Raw genomic sequence first — 19,854 nt, 5'->3', positions numbered from 1 at the left:
GAACCACCCGAGATTGCTGAAGATGGTTGTTTGAACCATCCCATCGGGGCAGGATGGGGCTCTTCCACTCACCGGTAGGAGCCCCATGCGCGTCACCTCTGTCGAATCGACCGAGTTGTTCGTCGGCAGCCCCGAGCAGCCGCACCAGGTGGTGGCGGCCGAGGTCGGGCACATACCGGGCCGTACGGTCCGGCTGACCGTCGAAGGCCGGACCGTACGCGACGTCGGGGAGATCTCCGCGACCGTCGGCGAGGACGGCACCGTACGTGCCGAGATCCCCGTGACGGGCGACAGCGGCCCGCTGACGGTCACCGCCGTCGACGGTGACGAAGTCGCAAGCGCCGGCGGTGAGTTCACGGTCGCCGAGCCGGGCTGGACCATGTTCATGGTCAGCCACTTCCACTACGACCCCGTCTGGTGGAACACCCAGGCGGCCTACACCGAGACCTGGGACGTCGCCGACGACCCGGCCGTCACCGGCCTGCCCGCCCGCACCTTCGACTCGCGCGGCCAGTCCGGGATGAGTCTGGTGCGCGCCCACTGCGACCTCGCGCGGCGCGACCCGGCGTACACCTTCGTGCTGGCGGAGGTCGACTACCTCAAGCCGTACTGGGACGCCTTCCCGGAGGAGCGTGCCTTCCTGCGCCAGCTGATCCGCAGCGGCCGGGTCGAGATCATGGGCGGCACCTACAACGAGCCCAACACCAACCTCACCGGCGCCGAGGCCACCGTACGCAACGCCCTGTACGGGGACGGATACCAGCGGGCGATCCTCGGGGCGTCCCCGGAGACGGCCTGGCAGCTGGACGCGTTCGGGCACGACCCGCAGTTCCCGGGGATCATGGCGGACGCGGGGGTCTCCTCCAGTTCGTGGGCGCGCGGGCCGTTCCACCAGTGGGGGCCGACGCTCTCCGTGTTCGGGGAGGAGCCGCGGGATCCGAAGCGGATGCAGTTCCCGGCGGAGTTCGACTGGATCGCCCCCTCGGGGCGCGGCATCCTCACCGCGTACATGGTCAACCACTACGGCGCGGGCTGGCGGATCGACAACGCGCCGACGCTGCCGGCGGCGGAGGCCGAGGCCCTCAAGCTGTTCCAGGGGCTCAGGCAGGTCGCGCTCACCCGCAACGTGCTGCTGCCGGTCGGCGGGGACTACGCGCCGCCGTGCCGCTGGGTGATGGCCATCCACCGCGACTGGAACGCCCGTTACGTCTGGCCGCGCTTCGTCAGCGGCATCCCCCGTGACTTCTTCGCCGCCGTGCGCGCGGAGTTGGCCGCCGAGGGCCGCAGGGCCTCGCCGCAGACCCGGGACATGAACCCGGTCTACACCGGCAAGGACGTCTCCTACATCGACACCAAGCAGGCCCAGCGGTACGGCGAGACGCTCCTCGCCGACGCGGAGGCGTGGGCGACGCTCGCCTCCCTGGTCACCGGGCACGCCTACCCGGACGCGGCCCTCGACAAGGCCTGGCGGCAGCTGGTCTACGGCGCCCACCACGACGCCATCACCGGCTCCGAGTCCGACCAGGTCTACATCGACCTGCTCACCGGCTGGCGGGAGCTGGCCGACCTCGCCGGGACCGTGCACGCCGACGCCACCCAGGCGCTCGCCGACAGCGTGGCACCCGGTACCGGGGCGGACCTCGTCGTCTTCAACCCCGCTACCTGGCAGCGCCGGGACGTCCTCACCGTCGACGACCCGGGCCTGGTCCCCGTCGGCGACGACTCCCGGCCGCTGCCCGCCGTACGCGAGGACGACGGCACGCTCAGGGTCGTCGTACCGGACGTCCCGGGCATCGGCCTCAAAGCCCTGCCGCTGGCCGCGGGCTCCGTCCCCGGGTGGGTCCCCGGCGAGGGCGAGACCATCCGCAACGAGTTCTACGAGGTGACGGTCGACCCGGCCCGCGGCGGCGCCGTCAGCAGCCTCAGGGCCCTGGCCGAGGGCGGTCGCGAACTGCTGCGCCCCGGCGACATCGGCAACGAGCTCGTCGTCCAGGAGGAGTTCCCCCGCCACCCGCGCTTCGGCGAGGGCCCCTGGCACCTCACCCCGACCGGCACGACCGCCGCGCGCAGCGGTGACGTCACCGCGGACATCGATGTCGAGCACTCCCCGGCCGGCTCCCGGATCACCGTCCGGGCCGATCTCGGCCTCTTCAGGTACACGCAGCGGCTGACCCTGTGGACGGGCGTCGACCGGCTGGACCTCACCACCACGATCGACGGCTACGACGGCGCGGACCGCCTCGTCCGGGTGCGCTGGCCCTCCGACGTGCGGGGCGGGCTGCCCGTGCACGAGGTCGCGGACGCGGTGATCGGACGCGGGTTCGGGTTCGTGGAGGTGGACAGCGAGCGGTTCCCCTGGACGCTCGACAACCCCGCCAACACCTGGTTCGGCCTCGGCTCCACGGCCCGGGTCGCGGTCCACGACGACGCCGGGACCCTGCTGGGCCACCGGTCCGTCGGGGTCGCGGAGCTGGTGTACGCCGACTGGGACGAGGCCGGTGAGATGGGCGCCCCGCTCGCGGCGGCCCTGGTCCGCACGGGTGTCACCGCCACCTCGACGATCGCCGGCGGCCCCCGCTACGGCGACCTGGAGGTCGACTCGAACCTGCCCGACCTGCGCATCGCCGTGGGCGGCCCGGAACGCAACTCCCTGGTCGCCGAGGCGCTCGCCATGGACCCGGCGGCCGGCCGCGAACTGCGCCGGCAGCTCGCCGAGCGGGGCACGGCCTCCGTCTGGGTCGCGCCCCGCGCCTCCCTGCGCGAGGAGTGGGTGCCCGGCGCGGACCTGCGCGACCTGGAGCGGCTGCCGCTGCTCGTGATCGCGGGCCCGGACGCCGAGGGCGACGCCGAGGCGGTCGACGCGCTCGTCGCCGACCTCGGCGACTTCGCCGTCTCGGCCACCGCGGCGGGCGGCGGCGAGGCCCTGCCGCCCGGGGACGCCTGGGACGGTCGCGGCTTCGCCGTCCTGAACCGGGGCACACCCGGCTGTGTCGTCACCGCCTCCGGCGACCTCTACATGTCCCTCATGCGGTCCTGCACCGGCTGGCCCTCCGGCATCTGGGTCGACCCGCCCCGGCGTACCGCGCCCGACGGCTCGGCCTTCCAGCTCCAACGCTGGTCGCACACCTTCGAGTACGCGGTCGTCGCGGGCGAGGGCGACTGGCGGGCGCTGGAACTGCCCGCCCGCGGGCACGCGTACAACCATCCGCTGACGGGACGCGTGCGGGGCGGGGGCGGGACTCCCTCGCTGCCGCGCACGGCCTCCCTGCTGGCGGTGGAGCCCGCCCGCGAGGTGATCCTCGACGCGCTGAAGCCGGTGGGGTCGCCGCTGGCCCGGGGCGGTACGGGCCCGGTGGATCCGGGGCGCGGGGTCGTGGTGCGGGTGCACGAGGTGAACGGGCGGGCGGTGCGGGCGCGGGTGCGCGGCCCGGTCGGCTGGGCCGGGGGCGCGCGAGCGGACGTACTGGAGCGGGCCAAAGAGCCGCTGACACCGGAGGACGGCGGCTCGCTGGCCGTGGAGCTGACCGGCTTCGAGGTGGCCACGGTGCTGGCGGCACCCGTCTCCGCCGCCGGGTGCTCGGGTCCCGGGATCGCGGCGCACGAGCCCGCCCAGCCGGTCCAGACCCGGTACTGGCTGCACAACTCGGGCCCGGCCCCGCGCGGCAACATGCCGGTCGCGCTGTACCTGTCGCCCACGTCCCTGACCGCGGCCGGTCCCGTCACGGCGACGGTCCGGGTGAGCTCCGAGCTCACGGACGCGCCGGTGTCCGGCACGGTGGCCTTCGAGGTGCCCGACGGCTGGGTGGCGGAGCCCGCGTCGCTGCCGTACGCGCTGGGCCCCGGCGGGTTCACGCTGGCCGAGGTCACGGTGACACCGGCGCCGGCCGCCGAGCCCGGCCGCCACCGGCTCGCCGGGCGGCTGTCGTACCGCGACCAGACGTACGAGGACGTGGTGGGCCTGGACGTGCCCGGCGGGCCGCCGGCGGGGCCCGGCCTGGAGTGCGCGCTGGGCATCGAGCGGATCACGGTACGGCGGGGGGATCGGGTCCGCGTCCCGGTCGCCCTGCGCAACACCACCCGGGGCCCGGTCACCGGCCAGTTGTGGGCCGTCTCCTCGTGGGGCACGTGGCCGGGGGTCGTGCCGGGCCTCCAGGGCTTCGCGGTGCCCGCCGGGGAGCAGGCGGAGGCCGTGATCGAGGTGGACGGCGCAGCCGTGCCGCCCGGCGCGTACTGGCTGATGGCGAAGGCCGCGTGGCACGGCAGCGTGGCGTACACGGAGGCCGTGGTGCTGGAGGTGACGGATGAGTGAGGAGGTACGGCCGGCCGGCGGGCGGGATCCCCGCGGAGCGCCGGACGGTCACGGCCATACCGGCCCCCCGGCGGGCGCCGGTGGTGCGCACGCCGCCCTCATCGGCGCCGATCCGGTCCCCAGGGCCCGGGTGGACGCCCTGCTCGCCGCCGTTCCCGCCCGGGACCCCGACAGCTCCAGGACCGAGTCGCTCGCGCGGGCGGAGCGGCAGCGGCGGCGGTGGGCGACGCAGGTGGTCGTGGCCGACGAACTGGCCCGGCGGGAGTGCGCCGCGCGGGGGCTGGGACCGCCGTCCGAGGTGTCCGCGGAGCGGCTGCTCGCGGTCGCCGGGAGCGAGGTCGCCGACCTGGGGAGCATCGTCGCCGCGGCGCTGGCCCACTCGGCGGCCGCGCGGGCCCTGCTGGAGGCCCTGGAGGCCGAACGCGTGGTGCCCGAGGCCGACGTGCGGGACTACTACGAGCGCAACCGGGACCGCTTCCTGACCCCTGACGCGCTCAGACGCGGGGTCGACCCCTTCGGGGGGACCGCGCCCGGTGACGTCCTGCCGTACGAGGAGGTCCGTGAGGGCGTCCTGCGCGAGTTGCGCCGTGCGGCGGGCCGGCGGGCCTTCTTCGGCTGGCTGGACCTCGCGCGCAGCGCCGTCGTGTACGCGCACGGGCACGAACACCCGGGCGATCCCGCCCATCCGGACCACGAACACCGTCACTGACGCGCCTCCGACAGCCGTACGGAACCTAAACGCAACACGGCCAGGCATTGACCTCCGATGACTTCTGGTCCACATTTTCATCAATCGGAGTCCAAGTTGGTGATTTGAACCAGCTGTATTTCCTGACTCGCCCGGTCGCAGGAGGGCCCATCACATGCGCGCAAGAAGACTGACCCGCACCCTGACCTGTTTCGCCGTGCTGTCGCTGGCAGCCGCCGGCTGCGGTCTGTCCGGCGGCTCCGGCAACGGAGAGGCCACCGCGGGTGGTTGCAAGGTCGACAAGGGGAACGTCGGGTCGGGGAAGCTGACCGGGGACGTCAAGGGCACGATCACCTTCCAGACCACCAACCTGAAGAAAGACTTCGGCGACTTCTTCGACGGGGTCATCGCGGACTTCCAGAAGGCGCACCCCGGCACCAAGGTCAAGTGGATCGACGACCCCGGCGACAACACCTTCACCACCCGGACCGTCGCGGACGCCCAGGCCTGCACGATGGCCGACGTCATCAACGTCAACGCGCCGACGGCGACGGCCCTCACCAAGGCCGGCTACCTGCTCGACGTCGGCACCAAGGACCCCGACGCGGCCAAGCCCTTCGTCCCGTCGTTCTGGAAGACCGCCACCTTCCCGGACGCCTCGGGCACGTCGATCCACACCACGCTGCCCTGGTACACCGGCGGCGTCCTGCTGACGTACAACAAGGACCTGCTGGAGAAGTCCGGCGTCGACCCGGCCGAGGCGCCGACGACCATCTTCGGGCTCTTCGCCGACTACGAGAAGATCGCCAAGGCCGCCGACGGCAAGTACTTCGCGACGATGGCCAACCCGGTCTGGCGCATCCCCGCCGACTTCGACCAGATGGGCATCAAGGTCCTCGCCGCCGACGGCAAGTCCGCCGTCTTCGCCGACGACCCGCGCACCACCCAGTGGGTGGAGTGGATGGCGAAGCTGTACAAGGAGGGCGCGATGCCGAAGGACTCGCTGTCCTCCAGCAACGACCCGTCCACCCTCTACAGCCAGGGCAAGGTCGCGTACGGCTCGACGAACCCGAGCTTCGTGCGGTTCGTGAAGCAGAACAGCCCGTCGGTCTACGCCAAGACGGCCGTCGGCCAGCAGCCCTACGACGCCCTCGGCGTCGCCTCCGCCGGCGCCCCGCAGTACATCTCGGTCGCCGCGACCAGCAAGCACGCCCCGGTGGCGCTCGCGTTCGCGGAGTTCCTCACCAACGCCGAGAACCAGACGGCCTGGTGCAAGGACCCCGACGTCGTGATCTTCCCGACCACCACGAAGTCGCTGGACGACCCGTTCTTCCAGAACGTCACCGGCACCGACCCGTTCTCCCAGGCCCGCAAGCTCGTCGCCGACCAGCTCAAGACGGCCTCCACCAACCAGACCAACCTCTCCCCTGCCGTGCAGAACGCCATCGTGGCCCAGGTGCAGCTCGCCATGCAGGGCAAGAAGAGCGCGGCGGACGCCGTCAAGGACGCCCAGGAGAAGGCGAACGAGCTGCTGAAGCAGGGCAGCTGACGGTGACGGCACAGATCACGAACCCGGTGTCCGGCGCGGTGCCCCAGACCTCCGCGCCGGCCCCGGCACCGGCCCCCTCCCGCCTCCGCCGACTCGCCAAGGCCGTGCTGCCAGGTCCCGCCCCCGGGGCCAACGGAGCGGCCATGTACCGCCGTTGGTGGCTGCCGTGGCTGTGGACCGCCCCCGCGATCGGGTGCGCGGTGGTCTTCGGGGTGTTCCCGTTCCTCAACACGGTCCTGCTGTCGTTCACCGACGCCAAGCCGCTGGGCGGCGCCGCGGGTTTCGTCGGACTCGACAACTACACGCGGATGCTCCAGGACGACGACTTCTGGCTCGCCACCCGCAACAGCGTCCTGTACGCGGTGATCGTCGTGCCGCTGATGGTGCTGCTGCCGCTGATGCTGGCCGTCCTGGTGGAGAAGAACCTCCCCGGTATCGGCTTCTTCCGCTCCGCCTTCTACACGCCGGTGCTCGCCTCCAGCGTGGTCGTCGGCCTGAGCTGGCAGTGGCTGCTGGCCGACGACGGACTGGTCAACACCTGGCTCCAGAAGGCCCATCTGATCAGATCGGCGATCCCGTTCCTGTCGGACTCGTGGCTGATCCTGCTGTCCGCGATGGGCCTGACCCTGTGGAAGGGCCTCGGCTGGTACATGGTCTTCTACCTGGCCGCCCTCGGGAACGTGCCCAAGGAGCTGCACGAGGCCGCGCAGATGGACGGCGCCGGTGCCGTGCGCCGCTTCTGGCACATCACGATCCCCGGGGTCCGGCAGGCCATGATGCTCGTCGGCACCCTCACCGGCATCGGCTCGCTGCGCGTGTTCACCGAGATCTACATGCTCGGCAGCTCCACCGGCGGCCCCGGCGGCGCCGACCGCACCCTGCCGTTCTACATCCGGGACGTCGGCCTGGACCCGATCACCGGCAACGCGGGGTACGGCTCGGCCGTCAGCGTGGCCCTGTTCGCGCTGACGCTGGGGCTGACCCTGCTGGCGCAGCGCCTGACCAAGGAGGACGAGTCATGACGACGAGTGTCGTCGAGACCAAGGGCCGTCGCCTGATGCCGCGTTGGCGTGACTACGGCCGCCCGCGCGAGCTGGTCGTCCGCTATCTGCTGCTCCTCCTGGTGCTCGGCCTCACCGTCGGCCCGCTGCTGTGGCAGCTGCTGGCCTCCCTGAAGGGCACCAGCGAGGACGTCTTCGGCGCGGACGCCACCCTGCTGCCGCACCACCCGACCCTGCGCGCCTACCGGACGGTCTTCGACCAGGTGCCGGTGTGGTCGTACATCAGGAACAGCCTCATCGTGGTCGCCCTGTCGATCACCAGTCAGCTGGTCTTCTCCACGACCGCCGGCTACATGCTCTCCAAACCCGCCTGGAAGGGCCGCAAGGCGGTCTGGGTGGTGCTGGTCGCCTCGATGATGTTCCCCTTCGAGTCGATCATGGTCTCGCTGTTCATCAGCATCCGCGACCTGGGCCTGGTCGACAACCTGGCCGGCGTGTGGCTGCCCGGCTTCGTCGGCGCCATCAACGTCCTGCTGATGCGCGGCGCGTTCCTCGCGGTCCCGCGCGAGATCGAGGACTCGGCGATGCTGGACGGCGCGAACGAGTGGCAGCGCTTCAGGTACCTGTACCTGCCGTCCGCGTGGGGCGCGATCATGGTGGTCGTCATCAACACCTTCATCAGCGCCTGGGACGACTTCCTGTGGCCGCTGATCGTGCTGCGCTCCGAGAGCAACATGACGCTGACGCTGGGACTCTCCCGCCTGCAGAGCTCGTCGTTCGGCTACGACCAGCGGATGGTCATGGCCGGTTCGGTGATCTCCGTGATCCCGGTGCTGGTGCTGTTCGTGATCACGCAGCGGTGGTTCTACAAGGGCGTCTCGTCCGGGGCGGTCAAGATCTGAGATCGAGGACCAGCGGTACGGCCGTCAGCGCCTCCCGCGAGGAGCGGGCGACCCGGATCTCCATCACCTCGGTGCCGGCCGTCAGGTCGGCGCCGAGGTGTGTCCGCACCGTGCGGGACTCGCCCGGCGCCAGCACGACGCTTTCGAACGCGCACAGTTCGAGGGTGCGTGGCCAACTGCCGGTCACGAGTCGGCGCAGATAGACCTGCACGACCGAACGCCCCTGCCGCGCGCCTGTGTTGGTGACCTCGACGGTCACGGTGCGGCCGTCGAGCCGGGGCGCGGCGAACGCGAAGTCCGTGTACGCCAGTCCGTGCCCGAAGGAGTAGGCGGGCTCGGCGCTCTCGTCGACGTAGCCGCCGTACTCGGTGTCCTTGTGGTTGTAGTAGACGGGGAGTTGGGCGGCCGAGCGAGGCACGGAGACGGGGAGGCGGCCCGTCGGTTCCGCGAGCCCCAGCAGCACCTCGGCGATCGCCTCGCCGCCCCAGGGGCCCGGGTACCAGGCGGTGAGCAGGGCCGGCGCGGTGTCCGGGACGACATGCGGGCGCCCCTGGACCAGCACGACCGCGGTGGGCGTGCCGGTGGCGACGACGGCGTCCAGCAGCGCGTACTGGGCGGCGCCGAGCCGGAGTTCGGCGAGGTCCACGCCCTCGCCGCAGGTCATTTCCGAAACGGCTTTGCGTGCGGCCCCGTTGGCGTCGAACTCGGTGCCGGTGCCGCGGGCGCTGCTGCCGCCCAGCACCAGCACGGCGAGGTCGGAGCCGGCGGCCTCGGCGATCGCGGCCGGGATCCCGGAGCGGTCGTCGCCGGTGAGGGCGCAGCCCCGGGCGTGCCGGATGTCGAGTCCGGGCGGGGCGAGGCGGCGCAGGGCGTCGAGGACACTGCCGCCGGTACCGGGGAGCTGTGGGGCCGTGTAGTCGCCCGACTGGTGTGCGGTGGTGGCTGCTTGGGGTCCCAGTACGGCGATGCGGGAGACGGTGGCGCCGATGGGCAGTACGTCGTCGTTGCGCAGGAGGGTGACGGCGGCGCGGGCGACTTTCCTGCTGATATCCGCGCCTGCTTCGGGCAAGGAGGACGTGGGGGTCCCGTCGAGGAGCCCCAGGCGGAACTTGAGCCGCAGGACCCGGGCGACGGCGGCGTCGAGCACCGTCTCCTCGACGAGCCCGCGCTCGACCGCCTCCTCCAGCCGCGTGAAGCCCTCGTCCCACAGGCTGAGATCGACGCCGGAGTTGAGGGCGAGCGCACCGGCGGACACCGTGTCACCGGTGATGCGGGCCAACCGGTCGACGGCCAGGCCGTCCGCCATGACGAGTCCCTCGAAACCCCAGTCGTCCCGCAGGAGTCCGGTGAGCAGGGCGCGGTTGCCTGAGCAGGGCATGCCGTCGACCTCGTTGTACGCCGACATGACGGCGGCGGCGCCCGCGCGGACGCCGGCCCGGGCGGCGGGGAGGTGGATCTCGTGCAGCTCGCGCCGGCCGAGCTCGGACTCGGCGGAGTTGCGACCGCCGACGGTGGCTCCCTGGCCGGCGAAGTGCTTGAGGACGACGGGGGCCTTGTCGGCGGCGAAGGGCCCGCCCGAGGAGGCCGCGCCCTGCATACCGCGGACCAGCGCCCGCGTCAGCCGCGCGGCCAGGTACGGGTCCTCGCCGAAGCACTCCTCGGTGCGGCCCCAGCGCGGGTCGCGGGAGATGTCGAGCGCGGAGACGAGGGCCACGTGGCCGCCGCGGGCCCGGAGTTCGGCGGCGGCGTGGGCGGCGGCACGCTCGTACAGGGCGGGGTCCCAGGTGGCGCCGACGGCCAGGTTGACCGGCAGGACCGTGCCGTCGAGGGCCATGAGGCCGTGCGGGACCTCCTCCACGAACAGGGCGGGGATGCCGAGCCGGCTGCGCGCCACGACATGCCGCTGCACCGACTCGGCGAGGCCCGCGCCGTGTTCTGCTCCCGGCCCGTTGGTGTGGTCGACGCCGGACCAGGCGTCGGCACGCTGAAGTCCGTACAGGGCGCCGAGTCCCTCGAAGCGCTCGGTCTCGGCGTAGAGGGCGTCGGTGAGTTCGAAGCCGCCGTCGGCCGTGCGCCGGTAGGCGTCCCAGCCGTACATCCGCTGGTTGAGCTGCCCCACCTTCTCCCGCAGGGTCATCCGGGAGAGGAGGTCCCGGACGCGGGCGTCGACGGGGGCGGTGGGGTCGCGGTAGAGGACGTCGTTCATCGGTGCCTGCCGTCGTACATGATCCGGGCCAGCGCCACCGCGCCCGGTCCGCCGTCGGCCACCCAGTCGAGGCCGAGGCCGAGGAGGTGCAGGCGCTCGGTCAGCGGGACGGTCAGCGGGCCGTGCGGGCCGAGGAGGCCGCCGGTGGCGACGATCCGCTCGCCGGGTCCCGGCTCCAGCGCGCGCACGGTGTCCAGCAGGTGGTCCGCGGCTTCGTCGAGGATCTCCGACGCGACGGCGTCCTTCTCGGCCGCCGCCTCGGCGACCAGCGGGGCGAACCGGGCGAGCCGGACCGGCGGGTCGGCCAGCACGGCGGGCAGCAGGTGCCGGCGGAAGTCCTCACGCCGGGCGTGGGACCAGCCGGGGACGCCGGTGGCCCGGGCGCCCGCGCCGACCGGACCGGGAGCGCCGCCCTCGTCGTACGACGGCACGCCCGGCGTGGGCAGGACGTCCGCCGGCAGGCCGAGCGCATGCCCGACCCGCCCGGCCAGTACGGTCGCCCGTCCGCGCCCGTCGGCCATGCGCAGGGCGGCCCGTACCGCGCCGCGTCCGATCCAGAAGCCGCTTCCCTCGTCGCCCAGGAGCCAGCCGTCGCCGTCCACGGTGGTCGTGGCCCGACGGCCGGCGATGCGCACGGCGACCGAGCCGGTCCCCGCGACCAGGGCGAGTCCGTCGGCGGGGGTACCCGGGCCCGCGGCGAAGGCGGCCTCGATGTCGCTCCAGATGCCGACCGGTCCCTCGGGCACACCGAGCCGGCGCAGCGCCCCGGTGAGGGCGGTGCGGGCCCGGACGGTCCCGGGATCGTCGTCGGCGGCGGCCGTGGCGCCCGCGAACCCGCCGGCCACGGCGACGACCCGGGCCCGGGCTCCCTCGGGCAGGACCCCGGCGAGCGCCTCGGCCAGGTCGCGGGTGAGCTGCCGCGGTGGCACGGTCAGCGCGTTGCCCGGACCGGCCGCGGCCTCGGTCAGTACACGGCCGTCGGCGGCAGCGGCGAGGACGGCGCGGGTGCGGGTGCCACCGGCGTCGAGGCCGATGACCAGATCCTGGTTCAAATAATTGCCCATCGCTGACTATGGTGATTGATACATTCTCGCAGGACAAGAGCGAGCCGCGAGCAAGCGGACGACAGCACGAGGAAGCCGGCCCCGGGAGGATCCCATTTCCACGCTCCGCTTCGGCGTCAACTACACGCCCCGACACGGCTGGTTCCACTCCTGGCAGGACTTCGACCCCGCCCGGGCCCGCGAGGACCTGGCCCAGATCGCCGGGCTCGGCCTCGACCACGTCCGGGTCTTCCACCTGTGGCCGCTCCTCCAGCCGAACCGCGCCCTGATCCGCGCCGCCGCCGTGGACCAGCTGGCGCGGCTGGTCGACCTGGCCGCCCAGGAGGGCCTCGACGTCCTGGTGGACGGCGTGCAGGGCCATCTGTCGAGCTTCGACTTCTACCCGGAGTGGACCCGCAGCTGGCACCACAGGAACGTGTTCACCGACGCCGACGCGATCACGGCCCAGGCGGACCTGCTGCGCACGCTGGGCAGCGCCCTGGCCGGGCGCCCGAACCTCATCGGCCTCCAGCTGGGCAACGAGATCAACAACCTGGTCGAGCACAACCCGGCGACGGTGACGCAGGTCGACCACTACCTCGACACCCTGCTGGCGGCGGCCCGCGAGGGGCTGGGCGCTGCGGGCGGCCTGGTCACGCACTCCGCGTACGACGCGGCCTGGTACGGGGACGACCACCCCTTCACCCCCGAGGCCTCGGCGCGCAAGGGCGATGTGACCACGGTCCACCCCTGGGTCTTCTCCGGTGGCTGCGCCCGCCTCTACGGTCCCCGCTCCCCCCAGGTCCGGCACCTCGCCGAGTACGGCACGGAACTGGCCAAGGCCTACGCCGTCGACGCCGGCCGCCCGGTCTGGGTCCAGGAGACGGGCGCCCCCGAGCCCCACATCCCGGCGGCGGACGCCCCGGGGTTCGCTCGCGAGACGGTCCTCAACGCGTCCGGTTGCACGAACCTGTGGGGGGTGACCTGGTGGTGCTCCCACGACGTCGACCGCTCCCTGGCGGACTTCCCGGAACTGGAGTACACCCTCGGCCTGTTCGACTCCGGGGGCCGCCCGAAGCCGATCGCGGACTCGCTCGCGGCCACGATCAAGGAGTTGCGGGCGAAGCCCTGGGCTCCGGAGCAGCGGGAGACGGCCCTCGTCCTGGACTGCACCCCGTCCACCCGCTCGACGTCGGGGCCGGGAGGCGCGTACTTCGAGACCTGGATGAACCTCCGCAGGCAGGGCGCCCGCCCGGCGGTGGTACTGGCCGACCGGGCGGGCGACGACGCCTACCTGGCGTCGAGGGGGATCACGGAGATCGTGCGAACGCCGTGACCGACTGCCGGGGGGGGGGCGCGGGGCCGTGCCGAGGTGCGGCCCGCACCGGCTTCCGCCGGTTCCGCCGCGTGGGCGGCGGAACGCGCCCCATCCGGCCCGCGGCGCACCTCACCGCGCCCCGACCAGCACCTCCGCCACCGCCCGCAGGTTGACCTTGCCCCGCCCGTAGGAGCAGATCGCCGCGTCCGCTTCCGGCAGCCCCGTGGCGACGCGCACCGCCTCCGGCCGCCGGGCCGTCAACGCGTCCCGCAAGGCGCCCTGCCACGGATACAACCCGGCATCGCTCGTGGCGACGACCAGCGGGCGGTCCCCGGCCCGCCGCAAGATGACGTCGACCAGCGCCCCGGGATCGGCCGGCTCCCCCGTCACCGCGGTCCCCGCGGCGGAAGGGTCCAACTCCCGCACCGCGGCGGTCAGATCCTCCCCGCCCCAGTTCAACGCGGGGTGCGGCGCCGGGAACAGGTCGACGACGAACGCCCCGGTCGTCCGGGCCGGCACGCCCCGCCCGCCCACAGCGCGCCGAGCGGCCTCCAGCCCGGCCTCCGCATCCCACGCGCCGACCGCGGCGGGGGGCTCGGCATACCGCGAGGAGAGCGTCCGCACCCGCTCGGCCGCCTCCCGCACCCGCGACTCGGCCAGCGCCCCGGAGTGCAGCGCTTCGAGCACCGCGTCCCGGCACGCCAGTGTGACGCCGAGATCGGGGACGGCGACGATCACCTGGTCCGCCCCCGCGGCCAGCGCGATCCGCGCCCCCGCCGCCTCCCCGTACCGGTCGGCGATCGCCTTCATCTCCAGCGCGTCGCTGACGAGCACCCCGTCGAATCCGAGTTCGAGCCTCAGCAGATCGTGCAGGATCCGGCGGCTGAGCGTCGCGGGACGGTTCTGGTCCAGTGCGGGGAACACGACGTGCGCGCTCATCAGCAGCGGCACCCCCGCGTCGATCGCGGCCCGGAAGGGCGCGAGGTCGAGTTCCCCGTACGGCCGCGGGTCGACCGCCGAATCGTGGTGGCTGTCGGTGAGCGTGCCCCCGTGCCCGGGGAAGTGCTTGGCGCAGGAGGCGATGCCCCGCGCCTCGGTGGCCTCGATCCAGGCGCGCAGGTGCCGGGAGACCCGCTCGGTGTCGTCGCCGAAGGCGCGCGTACGGACGATCGGGTTGCCGGCCTGCCGCTGGACGTCGGCGACGGGAGCGTAGGAGACGGTGATGCCGAGCGCGGCCAGGTGCCCGGCGAGCGCGTCGGCGCAGCGCGCCGTCAGCGCGGGGTCGTCGACCACGCCGAGCGCGTAGTTGCCGGGGACCTCGGGGGCGCCCGCGGTCACCAGGTGGCCGATGCCGCCGCCCTCGTTGTCGATGCCGACCAGCAGGTCGGGGCGGAGGGCGCGCAGGGTGTCGGTGAGCCCGCGCACCTGCTCCGCGTCTCTGATGTTGCGGGTGAACAGGATGACCCCGCCCAGGCCCCGGTCGATCAGCCGCTTGAGCGTGTCGGGGACGCCGGTGGTGCCCTCGAACCCGGCGACCAGACAGCGGTGAGCCGCCTCGTCCAGGTCGACGGGGAGGGCTGCGCGGGCGGGCAGGGGTTCGGTAGGTGTCACCCCCGGAATACTCTGGCTGACCGAGCCGAAAGTCAACAGGATGATGGATCATCCATTCAGTCGACAGGTCGGCCCACGACGCGCCGGATTCGCCGCAGCCCCTTTTCGGCGCGGCCCGTCGGCCGGCCCGACGACTGCCGGCCCGCTGCCGCCGCGAGCCCGCCCGAAATTGCCGCGCCCACGCCATCCCGGCGGGGTACGGTGGCCCGCGGACCGGGGGAAAGCGTTTGCTGCAGGTCGGGGACAGGGACAAGGGAGGGTCAACGCCGATGGCGTCGACGTCGGAACGGCCGCTCGACCACCGCTACCGGGGCGAACACCCCGTCCGGACACTCGCCTATCTGATGCGCGCGGACCGCAGGAAGCTGGCGGCGGCGGTCGCCGTGTTCACCGTCAAGCACAGCCCGATCTGGCTCCTGCCCCTGATCACCGCGTCCGTGGTGGACACGGTCGTCCAGCACGGGCCGGTCTCCCGGCTGTGGACGTCCGTCGCGGTGATCATGGCGATCCTGCTGGTCAACTATCCGCTGCACGTGCTGTACGTACGGCTCCTGTACGGCAGCGTCCGCCGGATGGGGACCACGCTGCGCTCCGCGCTGTGCACGCGGATGCAGCAGCTGTCCATCGGCTACCACTCCCGGGTCAGCGCGGGCGTGCTCCAGGCCAAGGTCGTACGGGATGTCGAGACCGTCGAGCAGATGGTCCAGCAGACCGCCGAACAGGGTCTTGGCGCGCTGACCGTGCTGACCGGCGGACTGGTCATCATCGGTGTCCGCACACCGGAGTTCCTGCCGGTCTTCCTCGTCGTGGTGCCGGCGGCGACGCTGCTCGTGGCCCGGTTGCGGGCGCGGCTGCGGACCCACAACGAGCACTTCCGCCACGAGGTGGAGACGCTGTCCTCGCGGGTGACCGAGATGACGCGGCTCATCCCGGTCACCCGGGCCCACGGTCTGGAGGGCAAGGCGCTGCGCCGGATGGACGGCACGCTGAGCCGGCTGCTCACCTCGGGGATGCGGCTGGACCTGGTCAACGGCCGTTTCGGGTCGCTGGCCTGGGTGGTGCTGAACGTGATCGGCGTGGCCGTGCTGGCCGCCGCCGCGCTGGTGTCGTACTACGGCGTGTGGGGTGTCACGCCCGGCGACGTCGTCATGCTCAGCGCCTTCCTCACCACGCTCACCAACTCGACCACGACGCTGACGAGTCTGGCGCCGGTCATCACCAAGGGCCTGGAGTCGGTGCGTTCGGTCGGCGAGGTGCTCCAGGCACCCGAACTGGAGGACAACGAGGGGCGGGTGGAGGTCACCGCCGTCCGTGGGGCGGTCTCCTTCGAGCGGGTCGGCTTCGAGTACGAGGACGCCGGGCGGCCGGCCGTGGCGGAGTTCAGCCTCGACGTCGTGCCGGGCGAGACGGTCGCCCTGGTGGGCGCCTCGGGGGCCGGCAAGTCCACCGTGCTGAACCTGGTCATCGGGTTCATCCGGCCCACCTCCGGCCGGCTGCTCCTGGACGGCGCCGACATGGGCGGTCTCGACCTGCGCACCTACCGGCGGTTCGTCTCCGTCGTGCCGCAGGAGTCGATCCTCTTCGACGGCACGGTCCGGGAGAACGTCGCCTACGGCATGGAGGACGAGGCCGACGAGGAGGCGGTGCGCGCGGCGCTGCGGGACGCCAACGCCCTGGAGTTCGTGGACCGGTTGCCGCACGGCCTGGACACCGTGGTCGGCGAGCGCGGCGCCCGGCTCTCCGGCGGCCAGCGCCAACGCCTGGCCATCGCACGGGCGTTGATCCGGGACCCGCGCGTCCTGGTGCTGGACGAGGCCACCTCGGCGCTGGACACCCGCTCGGAGGCGCTGGTGCAGCAGGCGCTGGCCCGTCTGTTGCGCGGCCGTACGACGTTCGTGGTGGCCCACCGGCTGTCCACCGTGCGGGGTGCCGACCGCATCGTGGTGATGGACGAGGGCCGTATCCGCGAGGTCGGCACGCACGAGGAGTTGCTGCACCGGGGCGGCGCCTACACCGCGCTGCACGGCGGCCAGGCGGCCTGACGGGATGTCGGTCCGGGGCCGCGGCGCCGGCCCTGCCGGCGACCCCGGGTGGCCTTCATCCTCTTGAATCGTTGTCGCATCTCTTGACCTTGGTTTGAGGACGGGATTAGCGTTCCCGCGTTCACGTCGTTTGAAACGTTTCATTCCACATGGCTGGGGTCGCACCATGCTCGAATCCTCCTCTCAGCCCGGCGGGGCGACCCGCCGGACGGTGCTCGCGGCCGGTCTGGCGGCCGGCACCCTCGCCGCCCTCGGGCCGGCGGCGGACGCCTTCGCCACCGGGGCGGCGGGACCCGCCGCCGACTGGTTCGCCCGGCCCGCGAAGGCCGTTCGGCCGAAGTTCCGCTGGTGGTGGCCGGACGGGCTGGTCGATCCGGCCGAGATCGCCCGGGAGATCGACCAGATGGCGGACGCGGGCTTCGGCGGGGCCGAGATCGCGGCCGTGCACCACAGCGTCGCCGACACCTCCGTGCTGGACACCGCCCGGCACGGCTGGGGCAGCGCTCCCTGGCGCGAGGGGGTGAGGGCCGCGCTGCGGCAGGCGGCCCGGCGCGGACTGACCGTCGATCTCACCCTCGGCCCGAGCTGGCCCGTCGCCGTACCGGGTGTCGCCCCCGACGACGACGCGGCGGTCAAGGAACTCGCCTACGGCAAGGCCACGTTGACGGGCGGTGCCGGGTACGACGGCCCGGTGCCCGCCTCGGTCTACGCGCCCGCTTCCGGAGTCGCCGTGCAGCGGTTGGTCGCGGTCCAGGCCGCCCGGGTCAACACCGCCTACTCCAGCGGCAAGGCGACCGGCCTGGACGCCGACAGCGTCACCGACCTCACCGACCGGGTGGACGGCTCCAGACTGGCCTGGACCCCGCCGGACTCGGCGACCTGGGTGATCCTGGCGTACTGGCAGCGGGGTTCGGGACAGCAGCCCGAGGCGGGCCCGCACTCCTCCCCCGCCGCGTACGTCGTCGACCACTTCAGCGCGGCCGGTACCGCGGCCGTCACCCGGTACTGGGACCGCGAGATCCTCGACACCGGCCTGCGCAGACTGCTCGGTTCGGCGGGCGGCGCCTTCTTCGAGGACTCCGTCGAGCTGGAGACCAAGGGCCTGCAGTGGACGCCCGCGCTGCCCGACGCGTTCCGCCGGCACACCGGGCGCGACCTGCTGCCGTACCTGCCGGCCGTCGTCCTCGACAACGGCAACCAGATCTTCGCCTTCGAGGCCCGGCTCACCCAGGAGATCCGGCACGACTTCTGGGAGACCGTGTCGAACCTGTTCAACGAGCACCATCTCGGGGCGCTGCGGGACTGGGCGCACGGCCACGGCATGAAGCTGCGCTCGCAGCCGTACGGGCTGCAGACCGACGCCATCGCCTCGGCGGCCCTCCTGGACATCCCCGAGGGCGAGTCGCTCGGCTTCAAGAACCTGGACGACTACCGCTGTCTCGCCGGCGGCCGGGACATGGCCGGTCACCGCGTCCTGTCCTGCGAGGCGGGCGCGTACGCGGGCAGCGCCTACAACACGACCTGGGACAGGTTCCTGCGCACCATGGGCGGCGCGTACGCGGCGGGCGTCAACCAGACCGTGATCCACGGCTTCTCCTACGCGACGGCGCCGGGGGTCGCCTGGCCCGGGTTCGCCGCGTTCAGCCCCTACAACGGCGCGGTGGGGTACGGCGAGTCCTGGGGGCCGCGCCAGCCCACCTGGCGGCACGTCCCGGACATCGCCGGCTACCTCGGGCGCGTGCACCAGGTGCTGCAGTCCGGCACCGTCCGCGCCGACGTCGCCGTCTTCCGGCAGACCGGCTACAGCGCGACCGGCATCGGCGCGTCCTGGCTCACCTCCACCGGCGTTCCGCTCGGCTGGACCCACCAGTTCCTCAGCGGGCCGCTGCTCGACCTGCCCTCGGCCAGGGTGTCCGACAGGCGGCTCGCGCCGGACGGGCCCGCCTACAAGGCGCTGTTCCTCGAAGGCGACTTCTTCTACGGCTCCGGCCCGACGCTGGCCGTCGCCGACGCCCGCAGGCTGCTCGCGTTCGCCCGGGCCGGGCTGCCCACCGTCCTGTTCGGCGCCTTCGACCAGGCCCTCACCCCGGGCCTCCCCGACGACGCCGAGACCGACGAACTGCGCGCTCTCACCACCCAGTTGCTCGCCCTGCCGAACGTCCGCAAGGTCACCGACAAGACCCTGGTCGGCGCTGCCTTCGCGGATCTCGGTGTGACGCCCGACGTCACCTACGGGGCGTCCTCGACCCTGCTCAACGCGCACCGGGCGACCGACGACGCCGACTTCTACTACTTCTGCAACGGCAAGCACGCCGAGACCGTCAAGCCGCCGGTGGCCGCCGTCGACCACGACGTGACGGTGCGCAGCACCCGGCGCGCCGGTTCCGGCGCGGTCCCCTACCTCCTGGATCCCTGGACCGGGCGGGTCACCCGGCTCGCCGAGTACACCCGGGACGGGGACGCGTTCACGTTCCGGGTGGCGCTCCAGCCCGGTGAGACGCTCGTGGTCGCGCTGGCGCGGCCCGCCGTGTTCGGGGACCGTACCGGGGCCCGTCCGCACGCGGTGGCGACGGAGGCGGACAGCGTACTGTTCGCGGACGGTTCGCTGGCGGTGCGCGCGACGGCGGCCGGCACGTACGCCACCACCCTGTCGGACGGCCGCACGGTCACCGCGCGGATCCCCGAGGTGCCCGCGCCCGTCGCCCTCGGCCAGTGGACGCTCACCGTCGACGACTGGCGGCCCGGCGCCGACGCCACCAGCACCGAGGTCGTCGGGCACACCCTCGCCCTCGACACGCTGCTGCCCTGGTCGCAGATCCCCGAGCTGGCCGACGTCGGCGGCATCGGCCGCTACCGGACGACCGTCACCCTGCCGGGGAACTGGACCTCGTCGACGGGGGCGGTGCTGCGGCTCGGCGGCGTCGGCGACACCTGCCGGGTGACCGTCAACGGCACCGGGGTCGGGCCCGTCGACCGCCTCAACCCCGAGGTGGACCTCGGCGGCCTGCTCCGCCCGGGCGCCAACACGGTCGAAGTAGAGGTCGCCACCCCGCTGTTCAACCGGCTGCGGGTCAGCAACCCGGCGGTGTTCGGGTCGGCGGCACGCCAGGCGTACGGCCTCGTCGGCCCGGTCCTGCTCGTCCCCTACGTCCAGCGGACCGTGGCCTGAACCGCGGAGAGGGCGA

10 protein-coding genes and 1 pseudogene are annotated in these 19,854 nt (G+C 73.1%); 8 read left to right on the top strand and 3 right to left on the bottom strand.

Annotated features, from left to right (window positions below):
* Positions 1-85 precede the first annotated feature (85 nt).
* From ACGF5O_RS27985 to ACGF5O_RS27965, 5 genes are all read left to right on the top strand, one after another.
* Positions 86-4,309 carry an NEW3 domain-containing protein gene (locus tag ACGF5O_RS27985; protein ID WP_393812631.1) on the top strand — a complete coding sequence of 1,408 codons (4,224 nt, stop codon included), beginning with the start codon at positions 86-88 and terminating at the stop codon, positions 4,307-4,309.
* Positions 4,302-5,018: a peptidyl-prolyl cis-trans isomerase gene (locus ACGF5O_RS27980; protein ID WP_393812630.1), complete on the top strand. Its 717-nt coding sequence runs from the start codon at positions 4,302-4,304 to the stop codon at positions 5,016-5,018. Before ACGF5O_RS27985 ends, ACGF5O_RS27980 begins: the two co-directional genes overlap by 8 nt.
* 154 nt (positions 5,019-5,172) lie before the next feature.
* Complete coding sequence (locus ACGF5O_RS27975) at positions 5,173-6,546, top strand: extracellular solute-binding protein (protein ID WP_393812629.1); 1,374 nt, start codon at positions 5,173-5,175, stop codon at positions 6,544-6,546.
* Positions 6,547-6,548: 2 nt separating this feature from the next.
* On the top strand, positions 6,549-7,568 hold the full coding sequence (locus ACGF5O_RS27970) for a carbohydrate ABC transporter permease (RefSeq protein WP_393812628.1): 1,020 nt from the start codon (positions 6,549-6,551) through the stop codon (positions 7,566-7,568).
* Positions 7,565-8,449, top strand: coding sequence for a carbohydrate ABC transporter permease (locus tag ACGF5O_RS27965; RefSeq protein ID WP_393812627.1), 885 nt, complete (start codon positions 7,565-7,567; stop codon positions 8,447-8,449). The genes ACGF5O_RS27970 and ACGF5O_RS27965 overlap by 4 nt, the downstream gene beginning before the upstream one ends.
* Here the strand turns inward: ACGF5O_RS27965 and ACGF5O_RS27960 are convergent.
* The gene (locus ACGF5O_RS27960) at positions 8,439-10,655 is read right to left on the bottom strand and encodes a glycoside hydrolase family 3 N-terminal domain-containing protein (RefSeq protein WP_393812626.1); all 2,217 of its coding nucleotides are present in this window, start codon (positions 10,653-10,655) and stop codon (positions 8,439-8,441) included. The genes ACGF5O_RS27965 and ACGF5O_RS27960 overlap by 11 nt on opposite strands.
* The gene (locus tag ACGF5O_RS27955) at positions 10,652-11,719 is read right to left on the bottom strand and encodes an N-acetylglucosamine kinase (protein WP_393812625.1); all 1,068 of its coding nucleotides are present in this window, start codon (positions 11,717-11,719) and stop codon (positions 10,652-10,654) included. The genes ACGF5O_RS27960 and ACGF5O_RS27955 overlap by 4 nt, the downstream gene beginning before the upstream one ends.
* Before the next feature lie 8 nt (positions 11,720-11,727).
* On the opposite strand from ACGF5O_RS27955, the pseudogene ACGF5O_RS27950 reads away from it, so the two are divergent.
* Positions 11,728-13,034 (top strand): annotated as a pseudogene (locus ACGF5O_RS27950) (cellulase family glycosylhydrolase).
* Positions 13,035-13,145: 111 nt separating this feature from the next.
* Here the strand turns inward: ACGF5O_RS27950 and ACGF5O_RS27945 are convergent.
* Complete coding sequence (locus ACGF5O_RS27945) at positions 13,146-14,627, bottom strand: glycoside hydrolase family 3 protein (protein WP_393812624.1); 1,482 nt, start codon at positions 14,625-14,627, stop codon at positions 13,146-13,148.
* A 269-nt stretch (positions 14,628-14,896) separates the two neighbouring features.
* Here ACGF5O_RS27945 and ACGF5O_RS27940 point away from each other — a divergent pair, with 269 nt between their 5' ends.
* Both ACGF5O_RS27940 and ACGF5O_RS27935 read left to right on the top strand, forming a co-directional pair.
* Positions 14,897-16,669, top strand: coding sequence for an ABC transporter ATP-binding protein (locus ACGF5O_RS27940; RefSeq protein WP_393812623.1), 1,773 nt, complete (start codon positions 14,897-14,899; stop codon positions 16,667-16,669).
* 166 nt (positions 16,670-16,835) lie between these two features.
* Positions 16,836-19,838: a glycosyl hydrolase gene (locus ACGF5O_RS27935; RefSeq protein WP_393812622.1), complete on the top strand. Its 3,003-nt coding sequence runs from the start codon at positions 16,836-16,838 to the stop codon at positions 19,836-19,838.
* Positions 19,839-19,854: the final 16 nt, after the last annotated feature.

It is taken from the genome of Streptomyces sp. NPDC048291, assembly GCF_043201715.1.
Lineage (GTDB): Bacteria > Actinomycetota > Actinomycetes > Streptomycetales > Streptomycetaceae > Streptomyces.
Note: the sequence above shows the minus strand (reverse complement) of the source record. Positions and strands in the feature narration are given on the sequence as shown.

Coding starts and splice junctions, on each gene's coding strand:
- ACGF5O_RS27985 (WP_393812631.1), top strand. CDS start 86: ATGCGCGTCACCTCTGTCGAATCGACCGAGTTGTTCGTCGGCAGCCCC.
- ACGF5O_RS27980 (WP_393812630.1), top strand. CDS start 4,302: ATGAGTGAGGAGGTACGGCCGGCCGGCGGGCGGGATCCCCGCGGAGCG.
- ACGF5O_RS27975 (WP_393812629.1), top strand. CDS start 5,173: ATGCGCGCAAGAAGACTGACCCGCACCCTGACCTGTTTCGCCGTGCTG.
- ACGF5O_RS27965 (WP_393812627.1), top strand. CDS start 7,565: ATGACGACGAGTGTCGTCGAGACCAAGGGCCGTCGCCTGATGCCGCGT.
- ACGF5O_RS27960 (WP_393812626.1), bottom strand. CDS start 10,655: ATGAACGACGTCCTCTACCGCGACCCCACCGCCCCCGTCGACGCCCGC.
- ACGF5O_RS27955 (WP_393812625.1), bottom strand. CDS start 11,719: ATGGGCAATTATTTGAACCAGGATCTGGTCATCGGCCTCGACGCCGGT.
- ACGF5O_RS27940 (WP_393812623.1), top strand. CDS start 14,897: ATGGCGTCGACGTCGGAACGGCCGCTCGACCACCGCTACCGGGGCGAA.
- ACGF5O_RS27935 (WP_393812622.1), top strand. CDS start 16,836: ATGCTCGAATCCTCCTCTCAGCCCGGCGGGGCGACCCGCCGGACGGTG.